Source organism: Providencia sp. PROV129 (genome assembly GCF_028482245.1).
Taxonomy (GTDB): Bacteria; Pseudomonadota; Gammaproteobacteria; order Enterobacterales; family Enterobacteriaceae; genus Providencia; species Providencia vermicola.
The window spans coordinates 37,853-55,200 of sequence record NZ_JAMPQD010000021.1 but is presented as its reverse complement, the minus strand read 5'-3'; the positions used below and the strand labels follow the sequence as shown (position 1 = coordinate 55,200).

Genomic DNA, 17,348 nt, shown 5'->3' with positions numbered 1-17,348 from the left:
CACTGGTGGCTTTTTCATTTGTTGAGGAAAATAAAAATGCCCCAATACTGAGGCGAAGTAAAACGAAGCAATAGTTTGAATACACTATCAGCATAGATAGTTTAAAAAGTTTTCACACGAATAAAGTGTAAGCAAATACGGAAAAGAAAATACAAAAATGAGTGTCATTAAATGCACAAAGAAACACTAGAAGAATAAATATATCCTCTAGTGCTTTATGTATGGAAGTAGGCTTTTTACTGGGCTGCTCTTTGTATTGCCTCTCCTCCAGCCTCTATGTCTTCACCAACACCTTTAGTTGTGTTACAGGCGGTTAATGTGAAAGCAACAGCTAATGAGCAGATGAGGAAACTGATTTTTTTCAACATATTATCTTCCTTTTAGTGTGAAGTTATAAGTTACAAAAGATCATTTTTAATTATAGCAGAACAATTTGACTACCATTTTTATCTGCATAGAGCTGTAATACTAGTATTAAGCCATCATGTCTATGTGGGATTAGTGTGGTTAGCGATACCTGACAAAAGAAAATGAGCTGCTATATTTTAAGTGTTAATACTTGCTTTGGTGACTAATCAACATTAGCAATAAAGGGTACACTCTATGATATTAAAAGAGCTATTTATCCGTATGCTTCATGTTTTCCAATATTTAGTGGTTGGTTTTCTCTTATTATTAACATCAATAGCCATACCAAACTGGTTAGGTAAGGCATCAGTCTTTTTTGTTGGGTAGAATCTAGTAAGTGAGTAGCATTTAGGGAGGTTGTCATGGCAGGTAGTGAAGAGGACGATATTAAGTATTTACCATGGACAGGTGCGGCTTTGAAAGTAGCCTTGATAATGACAGTCGAAGCTATGAAGTTAACGCCTGAAGAGGCAGAAAGGAAAAACATTACTGTTGTAGTTGGTCCGTATGCTCGCCCATATAAGGAAATAATGGCCATAGCTGAAGAGTATAGTGAAAGAGAAATTCCTAAATCAATGCGCGATATGCCGCTGGATATTAAAGAGTAGAATTATTTTGGCGAGAGCATTTATACTGTATGTAATTGATGCTCTTAAGGTGATGATATGAGTGATTTTGTAATTTTTATTTTAGTTCTATTTATTTGCATATCCTTGATTCGACATCAAATAAACTCAATGGTCACTTATAAACACTTTTTGTTATTCTTTATTGGCATTTCAATAGCAATGGTTGTCTATATTGTAAATGCTATGTATTCGTGGCTGAAATTTGACCTTCCTTTGGATTACTGGTTAGTTCTTACTTTATCGACAGTGCTTATAACTTCAGTATTTTCTCTCATTAGAATATTTAGAGATTGATTTTATTTAATTCTACAAATGCTATTCATTGAGTAGCATTGATAGAGTTATTACTGATAGTCTCACAGCTTACATTGAAATTCATTTTTCTGGAGGCCGTATGGCAACGTTAATGTTCTTTGAAGAAGTCTTAAAAGACCAAGGTAATAAAACCTCAGTTGAATTAGAGGTTGGTCGGTCATCTTATTATGATGAAGATAGTATTTATTTTGTAATTGATGGTAAGACAGTGATTATTGATAGAGAGCAGGCTAAGCGTTTTGTTAGTGCAGTGGCAGATGTTGGTTGCTACTTAGAGTTAAATAAATAACCTGCTAAATTAAAAGTAATGGTTTCTTTATGATGGAGAAGGCTATGTCAGAAACAATGCAAATTGTTGTTGATGATGTTGAAGTTACTGTTAAATGCAAAGTGGAAGTTACCCCAAGCGGTAGGCAGGTATACAAGCCCATAATTGACATAGCAAACTTAATTGAAGTGACGAAGGCTCCGACTTACTCCCTCACTTTATAACCAAATAAGTACTAATAACACTTTAAATAGCCATCAGTTAGCCGCTGGTGGCTTTTTTGTTTGAGGCGACTGCATGGAACTTAAACCAAAAGTAGTGAGATTAATAACAACTATTACTGAATATCAGTGTGATAAATGCAAAGAAGGCTTAATGATTAGAGACAGGGGATGTAATGATATTCAACTCACATCCCCACCTAGATTTAAGCACATTTGTACTAAGTGTGGTTCGACTGATTGGCTTTCTGATACCTACCCGTTAGCTAACAATTCTTACAATCCATCTGATGAAGTTTCAGAGAGCGACGCTGAACGAATAACACAGCTTGAACAGACGATACTTAATATGGGAAAGCAAATCGAACGACTATCACAAGATGTGCAATCAGCTAAGTCAGGGTGGCTGTAATGCCACAACGTATACCTCGCGCTTGCCGCAAGCATGGCTGCAGTAAAACAACTACAGACCGAAGCGGATATTGCCAAGACCATATTAATTCAGGGTGGGAAAGTCACCAAAAAGGACTAAGTCGACATCAACGTGGCTATGGCTCTAAGTGGGATAAGATTCGCACCCGAGTTCTGCAGCGTGATAAATATTTATGCCAAGAGTGCATTAAGTCAGACCGAGCAGTAGAAGCTAAGACCGTCGACCATATAAAGCCAAAGGCTCATGGGGGAACTGATGATGACAGCAACCTGCAATCACTCTGTTGGCCATGTCATAAACGCAAGACTGCAAGGGAGTAAGTTAAGTGGAAAAACAACAGGTTAAATTATCAAAGTTATATAAAGGTGGAAAATGGATGGGTTATGGCCTCTCTGTTGATGGCCAGTTGCTGTCAGGTCAAATAGATCTAAGCATAACAACTACCCCACCAGGCCAAAACAATTTAGTCGTTGTGACATTAGTATGGCAACCCTCATTGATTACTGATGCACCTGATATCCACTTAGATTAATTACCATATGAAACTATCACTATAGGGGAGGGGGGCAAATCTCTAAAAACTTTCGCCCAAAGTACCGACGCCTAACCTTTTGTTACATCGCCGCAGGTTAGAAAACTTTTTTTTGGGGTTACCCCAACGCTCATTAATAGGAGGTGTCTATCATGGCAGGACCGCCAAAAACCCCGTCACACCTGCAATTAGTGAGGGGTAACCCGTCCAAACGACCCATTAATAAAAAAGAACCAAAACCCCCATCAGGGGTACCCCCAACTCCGAAGTATTTTGATAAGCGCGGTAAGTACTGGTTTAAGAAAATCGGGGAAGAACTCAATGCGCTTGGTGTAATGAGCCAACTCGACTCAAAAGCGCTTGAATTACTGATTGAGGCGTATGTTGAGTATCGGCATCACTGCGAAATTTTGGAGGTTGAAGGTTATACATACAACACAACGTCTATGACGGGTGACACAATTAAAAAGGCGCACCCAGCAGCAGCAATGAAATCAGATGCATTTAAGCGCATCAGGGCTATGCTCGGTGAATTTGGCATGACTCCAGCGGCCAGATCCAAAGTCACTATAAACACACCTGCCGAAGAAGACCCTTTCGAGGCATTTTTGAAAAAGCGCAAATGATGAATGGCAACCGTAACAGATGGAATTCAGTACGCCGAGCAGGTTGTTGCTGGAGAAATTGTTGCGTGCGAACTGGTGCGTTTGGCGTGCCAGCGATTTTTAGATGATTTAGAGCATGGGCCTGAGCGCGGTATCTATTTCATTGAAGAACGCGCACAGCACATACTCGACTTTTATAATTTTATCCCGCATGTCAAAGGGGCATTGGCAGGTAAGCCGATTGACCTAATGCCTTGGCATGTCTTTATTTTGATTAATATATTTGGTTTTGTGATCCCATTAATTGATGAACTAACGGGTGAGCAAGTACTTGATGATGACGGCGATACTGTTCTTGTTCGGCGATTTAGAACCGCTTTCAATGAAGTGGCGCGTAAAAATGCCAAATCAACATTATCAAGCGGCATCGGTTTATACATGACTGGTGCTGATGGTGAGGGTGGTGCTGAGGTTTATTCTGCCGCAACAACTCGCGATCAGGCTCGTATTGTGTTTGAAGATGCCAAAAATATGGTCAAAAAGGCAAAAACGTCATTGGGGCGGCTTTTTGAGTATAACAAGCTAGCGATTTACCAAGAGCGTACAGCCTCTAAGTTTGAACCGCTTTCCAGTGATGCAAACAACCTTGATGGATTAAATATTCACTGCGGGATAGTGGATGAACTCCATGCCCATAAAACCCGTGATGTATGGGATGTACTTGAAACAGGAACAGGCGCACGACTGCAGTCACTTTTATTTGCAATAACGACCTCGGGTTTTAATAAGGAGGGGATTTGTTACGAGTTGAGAGACTACGCCATTAAGGTGCTAACAGGGGTTGTTGAGGATGATACCTTTTTTGCCATTATTTATACCCTTGATGAAAATGATGATGATTTTGACGAGTCAGTTTGGATAAAAGCCAATCCTGGTCTCGGAGTTTGTAAGCGTTTTGATGATATGAGGCGGCTTGCAAAGAAAGCGAAAGAGCAAGTTGCCGCTCGGCCTAACTTTCTCACTAAGCACCTAAATAAATGGGTGAATGCCGAATCCGTTTGGATGGACATGAGCAAGTGGGAAAAATGCCCCGAGAATGCGCCTGATGATGAACTGAAAAACTACCCTGTTTGGATTGGTGTGGATTTATCCAGCAAAATAGACGTGACTGCGGCGATTAAGGTTTATGAAGATCTCCGTGGCCAATTACATATTAAGTGTAAGTTTTGGTTGCCCGAAGACCGCATTAAAGCAGCCCCTAAACATATTGCTGAACTTTATCGCAAATGGGCTGATATGGGGTTCCTTGAGCTGACGGATGGTGAAGTGATTGACCATGATATTATTAAGGCCGACATACTTAAGTGGTGTGAAGGTGATGAGGTGCGTGAGTTAGGCTTTGACCCGTGGAGCGCAGTCCAGTTTTCACGTCGATTAGCTGAAGAGGGAATGCCATTAGTTGAGGTTGCCCAAACAGTGAAAAACATGACTGAAGCAATGAAGAGTGTACAGGCGGACGTCTATGCGGGTAAGTTTCATCACGATCATAATCCCATGATGGCATGGATGCTCTCTAACGTTACCGTTAAACCTGATAAAAATGACAATATTTTCCCTAATAAATCAACACCTGAAAATAAAATTGATGGACCATTTGCTTTATTTACGGCAAAAAGCCGTCAATTGGTGGGTGGCGGTGAGCCACAACAAAATTTATCCGATGTGTTAGCGACTCGCGGGTTGCGTTCTCTCTAAGGAAATCCAATGAAATTTTTAACAATTACAGCCTTATTGGTTGGGATTGCGGGTGCCTGCTTGCTGTCGTTTGGCACTTGGCTAATTTACTCCCCCATTGGTTATATCACTGCGGGGCTGTTATGCCTTTTATGGTCCTACTTGGTTTCTAAGTCGATGGGCCAGCCGAAAAATAGTAAGGGGTAACTATGTTTTTTCCTGGTCTATTTCGGAAATCCAGCGAGGGGATGACCTCTCATGAACTGAGTGAGCTCATCGGTCTTTCTTATAATACCTATTCGGGGCGAAAGGTCAGCTCACAACTTGCCATGCAGCTAACCGCAGTATTCGGTTGTGTTCGTGTTCTGGCTGAATCGGTAGGGATGTTGCCGTGTTCTTTGTATGAACAATTAGAGCGGGGGAATCGACGCGCCACTCGTGAGCGATTGAATAAGCTATTGTCAGTGAAACCGAATAACTACATGACTCCGCAAGAGTTTTGGGAGTTATTGATTGCGTGCTTATGCTTGCGAGGGAATTTTTACGCTTACAAAGTTTATGCATTGGGTGAAGTCGTCGAATTATTACCCTTAGACCCCAGCTCTGTAGTGCCAAAGTTAAACAGTCAGTGGGAGCCTGAATATCAGGTGACATTCCCCAATGGGGATTGCAAAACACTATCACAGGCTGAAATTTGGCATGTGCGTATATTCACCCTGGATGGGTTGATAGGCTTAAGTCCTATCGCGTATGCAAAACAGGCAATTGGTCTTGGTTTGGCCACAGAAGAACACGGTGCTCGGTTATTCGGTAACGGCGCGGTAACGAGTGGTGTTCTTCAAACAGATCAGGAGCTTTCAGATCCTGCTTTCGACCGATTAAAGGCAGATTTTGAAGCGAATCACCAAGGACTTTCTAATTCGCATAAGCCCATGATTTTAGAGATGGGGCTGAAGTGGCAGCAAATCAGTTTATCTGCAGAAGACGCCCAATTTCTTGAAACGCGAAAATTCCAGCTCGAGGAGATTTGTCGTATTTTCCGCGTCCCTCTACATCTAGTGCAGAACACCGATAGGGCCACATTTAATAATATTGAAAACCTTGGGATAGGGTTTATCAATTACTCGTTGGTTCCCTACCTTATCCGTATAGAGCAACGTATCAATATTGGTTTAGTTAAATCAAGCAAACAGGGTGTTCTCTACGCCAAATTCAATACAGGCGCACTGCTTCGAGGGGATATGAAATCCCGATTTGATGCGTATGCAACGGGTATCAACTGGGGGATTTATTCACCGAACGAGTGCCGCGAGTTGGAAGAGCTCAATCCGCGTGACGGTGGCGACATCTATCTCACCCCATTAAACATGACCACAAAGCCAGAATCCTCAAAACAGGAGGGAAAAACGCATGTCGATGATGACCAAACAACGGCTTGATGTACCACTGAAAATTAAGTCAGTCAGCGACTCGGGAGAGTTTGAGGGCTATGGCTCGGTTTTTGGCGTGAAAGACAGCTACTCCGATATTGTGATACCAGGTGCTTTTCTTAACTCATTGAATCAGTGGAAAGAAAAAGGCGCACTACCCGCCATGCTCTGGCAGCACAAAATGTCTGAGCCTATTGGTATTTATACCGAAATGCGGGAAGACAGCACAGGGCTTTATGTCAAAGGGCGATTGCTCATTGATGACGACCCATTATCCAAGCGCGCGCATGCTCACATGAAGGCTGGATCATTATCTGGACTTTCTATTGGGTACATCCTCAAAGATTGGGAGTATGACCGCAATAAAGATGCTTTTCTATTGAAAGAAATCGATTTGTGGGAGGTCAGTTTAGTGACGTTTCCCTCAAATGATGAAGCCCGAGTCAGTGATGTGAAATCGGCATTTGCTCGAGGCGAATTACCCACACAAAAAAGTATTGAGCGAGTCCTGCGCGATGTTGGGCTTTCGCGAACACAAGCCAAAGCCTTTATGGCTAAAGGCTACGATGCACTTTCTCTGCGTGATGCTGAGCAAGAGGCTATCAACACATTGAAATCCATTTTTGATAAATAAAGGTACTATTATGGCTGTAGATCATAAAGACGTTAGTGAAGTTGCGCAGGAACTTAAAGGTAAATTCGAAGAGTTCACTCAAAAAAATGACAAGCGCATCGAAGCGCTTGAAGCTGAAAAAGGCAAACTTGCTGGGCAAGTTGATACGTTAAACGGCAAGCTATCAGAGCTGGATGAATTAAAAACCAGCTTAGAAGCTGAACTGGCTGAAATTAAGCGCCCTGATGGTAGCGGAACCGCGACAAAAGAGGTGACTGAGCATAAAGCCGCTTTTGAACAGTTTGTTCGTAAAGGTAAAGAAGACGGTCTTGCCGATTTAGAGCGTAAGGCCATGCAAGTGGGTTCTGATCCTGACGGTGGTTTTGCAGTTCCTGAAGAGCTAGATCGCAATATTATCAGTATGCTGCGTGATGAAGTGGTTATGCGTCAAGAGTGTAATGTTGTGACAGTGGGAACGACCAACTTTAAACGCTTGGTGAATCAAGGTGGAACGAGTAGCGGTTGGGTCGGTGAGGTGGATAAACGCCCTGAAACTAAAACCTCAAAACTCGCACCTATTGAGCCAGTATGGGGCGAAATTTACGGAAACCCCGCAGCAACACAAACTATGCTGGATGATGCCTTTTTTAATGTTGAACAGTTCATTACAGGTGAGCTTTCTACTGAATTCGCCGAACAAGAAGAGGCCGCATACACACATGGTGATGGCGTTAAAAAACCAAAAGGACTGCTGGCATACGGTAGTGACGACAAAGCCGATAAAGAGCGTGATTGGGGCACACTGCAGCATTTATTATTGAAAAAACCAACGGAACTTACCGCTGATGAAGTCATGAAGTTGATTTATACCATGCGTAAAGTCTATCGTTCTGGTGCTAAATTCATGATGAACAACAACACCCTGTTCCAAGTTCGTACGCTGAAAGATGCGCAAGGAAACTACTTGTGGCAACCAGGCTTACAGTTGGGTCAACCTTCTGCATTACTGGGTTATGGCATCGCAGAAAATGAGCAATTTTCTGATGTGGTTGCAGATTCAACACCGATTGCGTTTGGTAACTTCAAACGTTGTTACACGATTCTTGACCGTATTGGCGTCCGTATGTTGCGTGACCCGTACACTAACAAGCCATTTGTGCATTTCTATACCACCAAACGTGTTGGTTCAATGATGACAGATAGTAATGCGGTGAAGTTGCTGAAAGCACCAGCAGCAAAATAATCACAATGTTATCCATGGCGGCTTGATTGCCGCCTTTTTATTGGAGGCACCATGCCATTCCCGACTATCGATGAATTGAAGCGTCAATGCTATATCGATGGCGATCACGATAATGATTTGCTGCAGCAAAGTCTCTCATCAGCGATAGCCGAAGTGAAAAGGCTGACTAATCGAAATTTGTATGATGATGCAGTGCCAGAAAACGACCCTGATGGTTTACTGCTTACAGCGGACATTAAGCTAAGACTTATGCAAATGGTGGGTTTTTGGTATGAAAACCGAGAGGGGCAGTCATTACCTGAATCGCTTTGTAATGCTTTGCGCGTATATCGGATAAGGCCGATGCGGGGGCAAAAATGAAAGCAGGTTTATTGCGTCACATCGTTATTTTTCAGCGTAGTGAATTGGTTAAATTACCCTCTGGTGCTCGTGAAAATCAGTGGGTTGATATTGTTACAACGCGTGCGGAAGTTAAACCTATTTCGGGTCGTGAGCTTCTTGCGTCAGGTGCTGAAATGTCAGAAATAACGGTTCGTGTTTGGATGCGCTTTCGGTCTGATATTAATTCAACCTGTCGCATGGTTTTTAACGGGCTCAACTATGATATTCAATCTGCTATTCCTGACGTGAAAAACACCCGACTTGAATTGCTGTGTAAACAGGGGGTTAAGGATGATGGATGATTTTAATATTGATTTCAGTGGCTTTCTTGATGTGAGTAAAGAGCTTGAAGAACTCAGTAAAGCAGAAAGCACCAAGGTACTGAGGCAAGCGACTTATGCGGGAGCAGCCGTTCTGCGCGATGAAGTAAGGGCAAAAGCACCAAGGCGAACAGGAAAACTCGCTAGAAATATCATGGCCAGCAGCCAACGCAGCCGCAAAGAGGGTGAAGTCTCAGCGGGTGTGTATGTGCGCGGCAGTAATAAAGAGGGTACCAATAGCGATAATTCCATGAAAGCTAAGGATCCGCGCAATGCTTATTACTGGCGATTTTTAGAGGAGGGTACATCTAAAATGCCACCCGTACCTTTTATTCGTCCCGCGTTCGATAGCAAAGCAGATGAAGCCGCTAGTGCAGCTATAGAACGGATGAATCGTGCTATTGATGAGGTACTCAACAAATGACTGATGCAGACTTGTTCAAACTCTTAGATCCTGTATTGCCTGATAAGGTCTTTCCGCTCGTTGTTCCGCAAGATGCGCCAGCTATCAGTCCACCATGGTTAATATTCTCATCCTATGAAGTTGACGAGGATGTGTTCGCTGGGCAGGCTGAAACAATGACTAATATTCAAATTGATATTTATGCGAAAAGCCCTGATAAAGCTAGCGAAATACGGGATAAAGCATTTATGGCCATAAAAGTATTAGCACCAACAAATGTCTCCCGAAAATCTGATTATGAGTCAGACACGGCTCTACATCGTAAAACTTTAGAATTCCAAGTCTGGAATTAAACCTCAACTTACATCACGAGCTGCTTCGGCAGCTTTTTTTATGTCTATAGGAAACTGATTATGAGTAAACATGAAAAAACGCAAGGTACCAAAATCAGCGTTTCGAAATTGGCGGCAACAGATATTACTGCAGTCGAAACGGATTCGCTGCCAATTGATTGTACAACGAAAGAAATTAGCTACACGGGCGGGCAGAAAACAGATATTGACGTCACGGTATTCTGTTCAGATGACCAGGAGAATATAAATGGGCTAGCTGCGCCAGCAGAGGTGACTATCGGTGGACACTTTGCTGTTGATGAAGGGCAAGATGTATTACGCAAAGCATACAATGAAGATACCCTCCATGCCTTTAAAGTGGTATTTCCATCTGGTAATGGTTTCGCGTTTCTTGCTGAAGTTCGTCAAAACAGCTGGTCTGCAGCAACGAATGGCGTAGTAAGCGCATCATTCACGCTTCGACTAAAAGGCAAGACAACGCCATTAGTTAAAGGGAAGGTTGTTCCAGCAACACAATCATTACCAACAGGGGGCGGTAAGTAATGGCTAAAGTTAAAAAGTCTAATTTACGTAATTTAGCGCTCACCGCATCACAATCATTTCGGTCTAAAAAAGTGATTGTTCCTGAGTGGGGCGATCTGGAGGTGACTGTGCGTGAGCCATCGCTTCAAGCGCGTATTAAGTGCAGTGAATTAGTTGAAGTGAAAGAGGGCGAAGAATTAACATCCACTCAAAAATCCTTACGCAATATTGAAGGTGATGTTGCTTTATTTATTAATATTCTTCTTGAAGAGGATGGTGCACCCGTTTTCACTGAAGAAGATATCCCTGCCTTGTTGGAAACATACGGTCCAGTTCATGCGCGTTTATTATCAGAAGCATTTGCGCTAACCATTTCAGTCTTAGAAGCTGAAAAAAAGTAAAAGAACCAGAAACATTCTTTTTAATGACGTTAGCGCTCAGACTGGGGAAAACCTTAGCGGAATTAACATCCAGTCTGGACGCTAGCGAGCTTCGAATGTGGATGGCATACGACAAAATCAGCCCTATTGGGGATGGTCGTGGCGATATTCAAACAGCAATGATCACCTCTGCGGTGATGAATGCTGCAGGTGCGAAAGTCTCTCTACGGGACATGATTCCGATTTGGGATCAGGAAGTAGCTAACGAACCTACTAGTGATAGTAGCAATCAAGAGCCACTTGAAGCATGGTTGAGCAGCATGACTGAATAGTTATATAGTAGGCCCATTATTTATTAATGGAACTACTCAAATGAAAAAGTTACTAATTGCTGCCGCTATTGCTTCTAGCACTGTGTTATTCGGGTGTGGCGATTCAACTCAAAGTACAATAGAGAGAATTTCAAGCGAACTAGCAAATAATAAAAATATGACTCCATTCAATGTTGAATTTAAAAATTTAACATTTCACCCCTATTCATCTAAAAATAAAAATACTGGAACTCTTTGCGGAGAGATTAAATTAAGCCGAAAGCATAGTGAAGCCCCTCCAAACTCCCCAACATTGATTTATTTTTCTGAGGCTAGTGATGCCGAGCAAATAATTGGTGATGCAGAATATTCTAAATTTATATATGAGGTTATCAGTGACTCAATAGGAGAAAATGATTTTATTACAATTGAGGTGGTTCCTGCTTACAACGCGGAATTAGCAAATAGATGGGAAATGTATTGTAGAAGATTATAACGACCGCATTTGCGGTCTTTTTTTTGAGGCCGCAAATGTCTAAGTTACGAGAGTTAATATTAAAAATTACTGCTAATTCATCGGGTTTTCAGTCTGAGATTAGTAAGGCTTCTCGAATTAGTAGTGATTTTTATAAAAATGCGGCTAGTGGTAGCCGCCAATTACGACAAGAATTAGCCCAGCAAAAAAAGACGCTTTCTGAAATTAATAGTCAATTATCCAGCGTTGCTATGACTGCAAAAACTAGTGCGGGCGCGCTAGTTGGCTTTTTCTCGGCATCAGCAGCAATCTCAACAATTGATGAATGGGGGCAAATGTCAGCCCGTATCACAATGGCGCTAAAGTCAGTGGAGGGTTCAGCTCAGCGATATGATGAAATACAGCAGCGATTTTTAACTATCAGTAACCGCAACGGAAAGGCGATAGAGACAACCCAAGAATTGTATATTGGGACTGCATCAGCAATGAAAGAACTCAATTATAATACAACTCAAACTGTTGATTATATTGAATCAATGTCTTCTGCATTTACCGCTAATGCGACCAGCGCTCAAAAGACAGAATCAGCCCTTAATGCCATAAATAAAGCGACAATTGAAGGCAAGGTTGCAGGTGAAAACTGGAAAGCGATCATGAATGCCACTCCCTCTGTGCTGGTGGATATCGCTAAAGAGCTAGAGCGAACAAATGGCGGGATGAAAGTTACTGAAGGCCAAGTTAAAAAACTAGCAGCGGAAGGTAAGATATCCTTTAAGTTATTTGCAGATGCAATGATAAATGCCAAAAATGCGAATAATGAACTTGCTGATTCGATGGATAATACTGTCGCTGATGGTTTTATGCGAGTTGCTAACTCAGCAAAAAGCTATTTTGGTGAACTAAATAGAGGTGCTGGAGCGACTAAGTCTATATCTGCGGTTTTAGCTTCACTGAGTGATAATTTTGATAAAGTTGCTCTTGCTGGGAGTTTAATGGTTGGCGTAGGGCTTTCTCGTTATATTGGAAATTTAGCTTTGAACGTTAAACACTTAACGAAAGAAACAGTTAGCGGATATCTATCACAAGTTAATTATACAAAGGAGCAAGTTCGTAGCCTTGAAGTTACTCAGATGCGTATCAAAGATGAAAAACAACTACTTCTTGATACACGTCATTCGTTAGTGACTAAAAAAATGGTTGCAGCAACGGATAAAGAACGGCTAGTTCTTGATGGATTATTAGAAAAAAATACACGGAAATTAATAGCAGTAAATAATCAAGAAGTAGCAACCAATGAGAGGCTGGCTGCATCCAGAAAATCGTTAAATGGTTGGCGTATGGTAGGTAGTTCAATGCTTACTGGTGCTAGAGGGTTGCTATCTTTAGTTGGTGGTTTGCCTGGTCTCACTATGCTTGTTGCAGGAAGTTGGTATGCAGTTAAGCAACAACAAGAGGCCGCACATCAGTCAGCTCTTGAGTATGCAAGCACTCTCAAAGATATTGTTGCTAACACAAAAGATATGACGTTACCCCAAGCTTCCGATGAGATAGGTAAGGCACAAAAAGCTTTAGAAGCCCAATCAAAAGAAATAGATAAGATACAAAACAAGATTGATTACTATAAATCGTCAGTAGCAAAATATACCGTTTCATCATTTGATTTTAGACTTCCAGAGGATAAGCGCGCAGAAATGCTGCGCGTTGCAACTCAACAAGCAGAAAGGGCGCAAGTTGAAGAGTTGCGGTTAAGGGAGGAACAGCAAAAAAGGCAAGCAATTGTAAACTCTTTAAATTTGTTAACTGAGCGAGCTAATGAGTTACATCAGCAAGAAAATGACAACAAGCGCACTAAAATTAAGTTTATGGCGCAGGAGCTTGCTCAAGAGTCTGAATTTAATAGACTAATTTCACTAGGTAACAGTTTAATATCGAATAGGCAGCTTCTTGCTAAGGCTCCAGTCTCATTGCTTACACCAGAACAAATGGGGTTTTTAGATGGGGCCGCCCGAGAAGCTAAAATTGCAGGCCTTTCTCAGCGCGATCAACTTAAACAGCGTAGCCAATGGGAAGCTGAAAGTATGTTTCCTAATGATGATCGCTATGATTCCTACAAGAAACAGTACATCGATGACAAATTAAAGGCTTATGACGACCGCGAAAAAATGAATAATTCGCTTAAATCTGGCACGTCTTTAATGAAAGAAGCGGAGCGAGTCACTGAGCGCTATAAAGATAAAATGGCTGACCTCAGTGTTGCTACAGAGGTTCAGCGTATTCGAGCTCTGCAAGGTGAAAAAGCAGCAGCACTCTATGCGGCAGGTCATGAAACAGGGGCTAAATGGACGGATGAGCAGCGTAAGGCTATTCAATCCTCTTCTGTGCAGCTGGCGGAATGGACACAAAAAGCGGATGAGGCCGTTCGCAAACAGCGTGAAATGACCGATGCTTTAAAAGACCTTAAAGAGGCATCTAAGAAATATAATGACGATGCAGCTCTGGCACGAAGTACTGTCGGCATGGGGGATCGCCGTCGAGGTCTTGAAGAAGAGAAACAGCAAGTTGAGCGCGTATTCCGTAAAACAGATGGTGGTACAGAAGCCTTAAAAGCGCGGCAAGATGCACTTGATGCATTGAACCAGAAGTATAAAGAGGCTGTGTTAGCGGAAGCAGATTGGCGAGCGGGGGTAACAGCAGGTCTTGAAAATTGGGTGGATGATGCATCCAATTATGCAGGTCAGGCGGCAAGTGCAACTCAATCAGCTATGTCTGGCGCCGTAAGTAGTATTGCAGATATGTTAGTGTCAAATAAAGCTGATTGGAAAAGTTGGTATATTGACGTCTTGAAGAGTATAGACAAAGTCATTGTTAATATGGCTTTACTTCAGACAATGAAGGCTGCTGGTGGTTATTTTGGCGGTGGTTTTGGTAGCTTCATCAGTTCGATTATACCGAATGCCAAAGGCGGCGTTTATGATTCACCCAGCTTAAGCGCTTACAGTGGGCAAATTGTTAGCTCTCCGACTTTGTTTGCCTTTGCTAAGGGGGCGGGCTTGATGGGGGAGGCAGGACCCGAAGCGATTATGCCGCTGACTCGGGGCTCTGATGGCTCATTAGGAGTGCGTGTACTCGGTTTGGAAAATATTCAAAATGGGTCTACGGCTATCACTTCCAATAATGCTATCAACATTGATATTGGTGATATCAACCTAATTAGCGATGGTGCTAAAGAGCAGCAACCCCCTGTGGGTGATGTGAGTGGCGCTAGGCAGCAGCTCAAAAACGAAATTGTGAGCACAGTCAATGAACAAGCATCAAGAGAAGGCACACCGCTTTGGTTGTTAATTAATAGAAGAAGGTGATCTGTATGATTGAAACGTTCACATGGTGCCCTCGTATTAACGCCCAAATTGATACTACATTCAGAACCAAAAAGGCACAGTTCGGGGATGGGTATACACAAACGGCAGGCGATGGGATCAATACACGTTCTGATAACGCATCATTTGAGTTTGTAGGCAAAGAGGCAATGATCAAACAGATTGTTGCCTTTTTTGATCGCCATGAAGGATATAAGGCGTTTATCTTTACTCCACCATTGCGCGAAAAAGGGTTGTTCCGTTGTGAGGCATACAAGACATCGGCATTAGGTGCTGGTGTCTATTCTGTATTAGCAACATTTATTGAGGCTTTTAGTTCATGAATATTACATCAGACGTTCAAAAGCTAGAGGCGGGTAATAAAATTCAACTTATTGAAGTTGATGCCAGCGAGTTTGACGGGCCTGTATTGCGCTTTCATGGCTATAACCTACGACATACCCCGACTGAAATTGAATCTGCAGAGGATGAATTAAAACCTAAGTCGATTTGGTGGCAGGGCAATGAATATGGCGCATGGCCATATAAAATAGAGGGTATGGCTAAAAGTGGGGATGGGGCTCAAGCTCGGCCTAAATTGCAGGTCTCAAATGTGGATAGTGTTATTTCGTCATTGTGCTTACAGTTTGATGACATGGCAAAAGCGAAAGTCACTGTTTATGAGACGTTCAGCCATTATCTTGATGCAAAAAATTTCACGGAGGGCAACCCAACCGCCAACCCGAGTGAATTTTTCTCTCAGGTTTATTACATCGACCAAAAGACTAGTGAAGTGGCTGGCGAAGCGATTGAATTTGAGCTATCTAGCCCGTTTGATTTACAGGGAATTATGATACCCGTTCGCCAGATACATAACCTGTGTTACTGGTGCATGAAGGGGGATTATCGGAGCGGTCGAGGGTGTAACTATACGGGCAATAAGTACTTCAATGAACGGGGTGAGCCTGTCGATGATCCATCGTTAGATAAATGCGGTGGGCTTATCAGTGATTGTAAGAAGCGCTTTGGTGAGAATGAGCCTTTAGATTTTGGAGGGTTCCCTGCAGCAGGATTAATACGATGATCACAAAGAAATTAACCGAGGCGATATTTCAGCATATTAAGTTGGAATATCCCAAAGAGGCCTGTGGTGTTATTTGCCAAAAAAGCCGAGTCAAAAAATATTTCCCCTGCAGTAACCTTTCCGATAATCCCAACGAACATTTTGAACTTTCACCCGAAGACTATGCCATTGCTGAAGATTGGGGGGAGCCTATTGCAATTGTGCACAGCCATTGCGGGGATGGCGCTACGACTCAACCGAGCGAAATCGATAAATTACAGTGTGATGCAACGGGATTGCCGTGGGTTATTGCATCGTGGCCAGAGGGCGATATTCGACTCATACAGCCTCGAGCAGAGCGAGAACTAGAAGGGCGTCCCTTTGTGCTGGGTCATGCGGATTGTTGGTCCTTAATTATGGACTACTACAGACAAAAACACGGTATTGAGCTGTATAACTACAGCGTCGATAGGCACTGGTGGGATGAAGGTGAGAACTTGTACATGGATAATTACCAGAAAGCGGGGTTTATTGACGTTACTGGCGATCCGAAAGAAGGCGACATGATTATCATGCAAGTGCAAGCCGATGTGCCCAACCATGCAGGGGTAATAGTCGACGGCATGTTACTTCATCACCTATATGGTCAACTTAGCCGACTTGTTCCCTACAGCGATTATTGGCGGGATCGGACGATTAAAATTGTTCGGAGGAAAGAGTTAACATGAATGAACTTAAAACGATACGCCTTTATGGCCAACTCGGTACCCAGTTTGGGCGAGAGCATAAATTAGCGATTGATTCCCCTCGTGAGGCGATAAAAGCATTATCAGTACTTTATGACGGCTTTGAGCAATTTCTAGCGAATGCACACCTTAAGGGTATGGAATTTGCCGTATTTAAAGGTAAGCGCAATATTAGCGAAGATGAGTTGCACCTTGATACTTGTGAAGAAATTCGTATCGCGCCAGTGATTAAAGGTAGCAAGCGTGGTGGCTTTTTCCAAACTATTTTAGGCGTGGCCATGATTGGTGCCGCTATGATGATAGGTCCTGCTGGGTGGGCGGCATTTGGTGCAGGCGGTGCTTGGGGCGGCGGTCTGGCTCTTGGTGGCGCTGCAATGGCACTCGGTGGTGTCATCCAATTATTATCACCTCAACCTCCTGGCCTTTCTATGCGTCAAGATGCTGACAATAAACCTTCTTATGCATTTGGTGGGGCGGTGAATACTACCGCACAAGGTAACCCAGTACCGTTATTTTATGGACTAGACCGACGAGAAATCGGGGGTGCCATTATTTCAGCGGGGATATACACCGAAGATCAGCAATAAATCACATCAACTTTCTATAG

The 17,348-nt window shown here is 42.7% G+C and carries 26 protein-coding genes; 25 read left to right on the top strand and 1 reads right to left on the bottom strand.

Annotation, left to right across the window (positions count from 1 at the left end; translation table 11 throughout):
• Nucleotides 1-236: 236 nt before the first annotated feature.
• Nucleotides 237-368: an entericidin A/B family lipoprotein gene (locus PSF27_RS15505; RefSeq protein WP_048607741.1), complete on the bottom strand. Its 132-nt coding sequence runs from the start codon at nucleotides 366-368 to the stop codon at nucleotides 237-239.
• A gap of 402 nt (nucleotides 369-770) precedes the next feature.
• On the opposite strand from PSF27_RS15505, the gene PSF27_RS15500 reads away from it, so the two are divergent.
• The 25 genes from PSF27_RS15500 (at nucleotide 771) to PSF27_RS15380 (ending at nucleotide 17,328) form a co-directional block, all read left to right on the top strand.
• Nucleotides 771-1,016, top strand: coding sequence for a hypothetical protein (locus PSF27_RS15500; RefSeq protein ID WP_272681833.1), 246 nt, complete (start codon nucleotides 771-773; stop codon nucleotides 1,014-1,016).
• Nucleotides 1,017-1,431: 415 nt separating this feature from the next.
• Entirely contained in the window at nucleotides 1,432-1,641 is a 210-nt protein-coding gene (locus tag PSF27_RS15495; RefSeq protein ID WP_272681832.1) for a hypothetical protein, read from the top strand.
• Between the two features lie 44 nt (nucleotides 1,642-1,685).
• A complete protein-coding gene (locus tag PSF27_RS15490) occupies nucleotides 1,686-1,844 on the top strand; it encodes a hypothetical protein (RefSeq protein WP_272681831.1) in 159 nt (52 codons plus the stop codon).
• A 73-nt stretch (nucleotides 1,845-1,917) separates the two neighbouring features.
• The gene (locus PSF27_RS15485) at nucleotides 1,918-2,253 is read left to right on the top strand and encodes a hypothetical protein (RefSeq protein ID WP_272681830.1); all 336 of its coding nucleotides are present in this window, start codon (nucleotides 1,918-1,920) and stop codon (nucleotides 2,251-2,253) included.
• A complete protein-coding gene (locus tag PSF27_RS15480; RefSeq protein WP_272681829.1) occupies nucleotides 2,253-2,594 on the top strand; it encodes an HNH endonuclease in 342 nt (113 codons plus the stop codon). Before PSF27_RS15485 ends, PSF27_RS15480 begins: the two co-directional genes overlap by 1 nt.
• A 5-nt stretch (nucleotides 2,595-2,599) precedes the next feature.
• Nucleotides 2,600-2,806: a hypothetical protein gene (locus PSF27_RS15475; RefSeq protein WP_272681828.1), complete on the top strand. Its 207-nt coding sequence runs from the start codon at nucleotides 2,600-2,602 to the stop codon at nucleotides 2,804-2,806.
• Nucleotides 2,807-2,958: 152 nt separating this feature from the next.
• The gene (locus tag PSF27_RS15470; protein ID WP_226694020.1) at nucleotides 2,959-3,432 is read left to right on the top strand and encodes a phage terminase small subunit P27 family; all 474 of its coding nucleotides are present in this window, start codon (nucleotides 2,959-2,961) and stop codon (nucleotides 3,430-3,432) included.
• 3 nt (nucleotides 3,433-3,435) lie between these two features.
• Nucleotides 3,436-5,166 (top strand): terminase large subunit, encoded by a 1,731-nt coding sequence (locus PSF27_RS15465; protein ID WP_272681827.1) that lies wholly within the window; start codon nucleotides 3,436-3,438, stop codon nucleotides 5,164-5,166.
• Between the two features lie 9 nt (nucleotides 5,167-5,175).
• The gene (locus tag PSF27_RS15460) at nucleotides 5,176-5,352 is read left to right on the top strand and encodes a hypothetical protein (RefSeq protein WP_226694018.1); all 177 of its coding nucleotides are present in this window, start codon (nucleotides 5,176-5,178) and stop codon (nucleotides 5,350-5,352) included.
• A gap of 2 nt (nucleotides 5,353-5,354) precedes the next feature.
• A complete protein-coding gene (locus PSF27_RS15455) occupies nucleotides 5,355-6,584 on the top strand; it encodes a phage portal protein (RefSeq protein WP_272681826.1) in 1,230 nt (409 codons plus the stop codon).
• The gene (locus PSF27_RS15450) at nucleotides 6,562-7,209 is read left to right on the top strand and encodes an HK97 family phage prohead protease (RefSeq protein WP_272681869.1); all 648 of its coding nucleotides are present in this window, start codon (nucleotides 6,562-6,564) and stop codon (nucleotides 7,207-7,209) included. Before PSF27_RS15455 ends, PSF27_RS15450 begins: the two co-directional genes overlap by 23 nt.
• A 10-nt stretch (nucleotides 7,210-7,219) precedes the next feature.
• A complete protein-coding gene (locus PSF27_RS15445; RefSeq protein ID WP_272681825.1) occupies nucleotides 7,220-8,431 on the top strand; it encodes a phage major capsid protein in 1,212 nt (403 codons plus the stop codon).
• Nucleotides 8,432-8,482: 51 nt separating this feature from the next.
• Nucleotides 8,483-8,791, top strand: a complete 309-nt coding sequence (locus tag PSF27_RS15440) for a head-tail connector protein (protein WP_272681824.1) — start codon at nucleotides 8,483-8,485, stop codon at nucleotides 8,789-8,791.
• Nucleotides 8,788-9,114, top strand: coding sequence for a phage head closure protein (locus PSF27_RS15435; RefSeq protein WP_272681823.1), 327 nt, complete (start codon nucleotides 8,788-8,790; stop codon nucleotides 9,112-9,114). The genes PSF27_RS15440 and PSF27_RS15435 overlap by 4 nt, the downstream gene beginning before the upstream one ends.
• The gene (locus PSF27_RS15430; RefSeq protein WP_272681868.1) at nucleotides 9,107-9,556 is read left to right on the top strand and encodes an HK97-gp10 family putative phage morphogenesis protein; all 450 of its coding nucleotides are present in this window, start codon (nucleotides 9,107-9,109) and stop codon (nucleotides 9,554-9,556) included. Before PSF27_RS15435 ends, PSF27_RS15430 begins: the two co-directional genes overlap by 8 nt.
• The gene (gene gp17, locus PSF27_RS15425) at nucleotides 9,553-9,888 is read left to right on the top strand and encodes a tail completion protein gp17 (protein ID WP_272681822.1); all 336 of its coding nucleotides are present in this window, start codon (nucleotides 9,553-9,555) and stop codon (nucleotides 9,886-9,888) included. Before PSF27_RS15430 ends, gp17 begins: the two co-directional genes overlap by 4 nt.
• 60 nt (nucleotides 9,889-9,948) lie before the next feature.
• Nucleotides 9,949-10,431, top strand: coding sequence for a phage tail protein (locus PSF27_RS15420; RefSeq protein WP_306803806.1), 483 nt, complete (start codon nucleotides 9,949-9,951; stop codon nucleotides 10,429-10,431).
• Entirely contained in the window at nucleotides 10,431-10,811 is a 381-nt protein-coding gene (locus PSF27_RS15415; RefSeq protein ID WP_272681821.1) for a phage tail assembly chaperone, read from the top strand. The genes PSF27_RS15420 and PSF27_RS15415 overlap by 1 nt, the downstream gene beginning before the upstream one ends.
• Nucleotides 10,812-10,834: 23 nt before the next feature.
• Nucleotides 10,835-11,122 (top strand): phage tail assembly protein T, encoded by a 288-nt coding sequence (locus tag PSF27_RS15410; protein WP_272681820.1) that lies wholly within the window; start codon nucleotides 10,835-10,837, stop codon nucleotides 11,120-11,122.
• Nucleotides 11,123-11,162: 40 nt separating this feature from the next.
• Nucleotides 11,163-11,597: a hypothetical protein gene (locus PSF27_RS15405; RefSeq protein WP_272681819.1), complete on the top strand. Its 435-nt coding sequence runs from the start codon at nucleotides 11,163-11,165 to the stop codon at nucleotides 11,595-11,597.
• Between the two features lie 35 nt (nucleotides 11,598-11,632).
• A complete protein-coding gene (locus PSF27_RS15400) occupies nucleotides 11,633-14,935 on the top strand; it encodes a phage tail tape measure protein (RefSeq protein ID WP_272681818.1) in 3,303 nt (1,100 codons plus the stop codon).
• 5 nt (nucleotides 14,936-14,940) lie between these two features.
• Nucleotides 14,941-15,276 (top strand): phage tail protein, encoded by a 336-nt coding sequence (locus PSF27_RS15395; RefSeq protein ID WP_272681817.1) that lies wholly within the window; start codon nucleotides 14,941-14,943, stop codon nucleotides 15,274-15,276.
• A complete protein-coding gene (locus PSF27_RS15390) occupies nucleotides 15,273-16,016 on the top strand; it encodes a phage minor tail protein L (protein ID WP_272681816.1) in 744 nt (247 codons plus the stop codon). Before PSF27_RS15395 ends, PSF27_RS15390 begins: the two co-directional genes overlap by 4 nt.
• Nucleotides 16,013-16,723 (top strand): C40 family peptidase, encoded by a 711-nt coding sequence (locus PSF27_RS15385; protein ID WP_272681815.1) that lies wholly within the window; start codon nucleotides 16,013-16,015, stop codon nucleotides 16,721-16,723. Before PSF27_RS15390 ends, PSF27_RS15385 begins: the two co-directional genes overlap by 4 nt.
• Complete coding sequence (locus tag PSF27_RS15380) at nucleotides 16,720-17,328, top strand: tail assembly protein (RefSeq protein ID WP_272681814.1); 609 nt, start codon at nucleotides 16,720-16,722, stop codon at nucleotides 17,326-17,328. The genes PSF27_RS15385 and PSF27_RS15380 overlap by 4 nt, the downstream gene beginning before the upstream one ends.
• Nucleotides 17,329-17,348: the final 20 nt, after the last annotated feature.

Excerpts from the sequence above, each read along its gene's own strand:
- PSF27_RS15405 (WP_272681819.1), top strand. The coding sequence starts at position 11,163 with ATGAAAAAGTTACTAATTGCTGCCGCTATTGCTTCTAGCACTGTGTTA.
- PSF27_RS15470 (WP_226694020.1), top strand. The coding sequence starts at position 2,959 with ATGGCAGGACCGCCAAAAACCCCGTCACACCTGCAATTAGTGAGGGGT.
- gp17 (WP_272681822.1), top strand. The coding sequence starts at position 9,553 with ATGACTGATGCAGACTTGTTCAAACTCTTAGATCCTGTATTGCCTGAT.
- PSF27_RS15460 (WP_226694018.1), top strand. The coding sequence starts at position 5,176 with ATGAAATTTTTAACAATTACAGCCTTATTGGTTGGGATTGCGGGTGCC.
- PSF27_RS15420 (WP_306803806.1), top strand. The coding sequence starts at position 9,949 with ATGAGTAAACATGAAAAAACGCAAGGTACCAAAATCAGCGTTTCGAAA.
- PSF27_RS15450 (WP_272681869.1), top strand. The coding sequence starts at position 6,562 with ATGATGACCAAACAACGGCTTGATGTACCACTGAAAATTAAGTCAGTC.
- PSF27_RS15410 (WP_272681820.1), top strand. The coding sequence starts at position 10,835 with ATGACGTTAGCGCTCAGACTGGGGAAAACCTTAGCGGAATTAACATCC.
- PSF27_RS15490 (WP_272681831.1), top strand. The coding sequence starts at position 1,686 with ATGTCAGAAACAATGCAAATTGTTGTTGATGATGTTGAAGTTACTGTT.
- PSF27_RS15480 (WP_272681829.1), top strand. The coding sequence starts at position 2,253 with ATGCCACAACGTATACCTCGCGCTTGCCGCAAGCATGGCTGCAGTAAA.
- PSF27_RS15500 (WP_272681833.1), top strand. The coding sequence starts at position 771 with ATGGCAGGTAGTGAAGAGGACGATATTAAGTATTTACCATGGACAGGT.
- PSF27_RS15400 (WP_272681818.1), top strand. The coding sequence starts at position 11,633 with ATGTCTAAGTTACGAGAGTTAATATTAAAAATTACTGCTAATTCATCG.
- PSF27_RS15495 (WP_272681832.1), top strand. The coding sequence starts at position 1,432 with ATGGCAACGTTAATGTTCTTTGAAGAAGTCTTAAAAGACCAAGGTAAT.
- PSF27_RS15485 (WP_272681830.1), top strand. The coding sequence starts at position 1,918 with ATGGAACTTAAACCAAAAGTAGTGAGATTAATAACAACTATTACTGAA.
- PSF27_RS15445 (WP_272681825.1), top strand. The coding sequence starts at position 7,220 with ATGGCTGTAGATCATAAAGACGTTAGTGAAGTTGCGCAGGAACTTAAA.
- PSF27_RS15385 (WP_272681815.1), top strand. The coding sequence starts at position 16,013 with ATGATCACAAAGAAATTAACCGAGGCGATATTTCAGCATATTAAGTTG.
- PSF27_RS15390 (WP_272681816.1), top strand. The coding sequence starts at position 15,273 with ATGAATATTACATCAGACGTTCAAAAGCTAGAGGCGGGTAATAAAATT.
- PSF27_RS15505 (WP_048607741.1), bottom strand. The coding sequence starts at position 368 with ATGTTGAAAAAAATCAGTTTCCTCATCTGCTCATTAGCTGTTGCTTTC.
- PSF27_RS15435 (WP_272681823.1), top strand. The coding sequence starts at position 8,788 with ATGAAAGCAGGTTTATTGCGTCACATCGTTATTTTTCAGCGTAGTGAA.
- PSF27_RS15465 (WP_272681827.1), top strand. The coding sequence starts at position 3,436 with ATGGCAACCGTAACAGATGGAATTCAGTACGCCGAGCAGGTTGTTGCT.
- PSF27_RS15415 (WP_272681821.1), top strand. The coding sequence starts at position 10,431 with ATGGCTAAAGTTAAAAAGTCTAATTTACGTAATTTAGCGCTCACCGCA.
- PSF27_RS15455 (WP_272681826.1), top strand. The coding sequence starts at position 5,355 with ATGTTTTTTCCTGGTCTATTTCGGAAATCCAGCGAGGGGATGACCTCT.
- PSF27_RS15430 (WP_272681868.1), top strand. The coding sequence starts at position 9,107 with ATGGATGATTTTAATATTGATTTCAGTGGCTTTCTTGATGTGAGTAAA.
- PSF27_RS15380 (WP_272681814.1), top strand. The coding sequence starts at position 16,720 with ATGAATGAACTTAAAACGATACGCCTTTATGGCCAACTCGGTACCCAG.
- PSF27_RS15440 (WP_272681824.1), top strand. The coding sequence starts at position 8,483 with ATGCCATTCCCGACTATCGATGAATTGAAGCGTCAATGCTATATCGAT.
- PSF27_RS15395 (WP_272681817.1), top strand. The coding sequence starts at position 14,941 with ATGATTGAAACGTTCACATGGTGCCCTCGTATTAACGCCCAAATTGAT.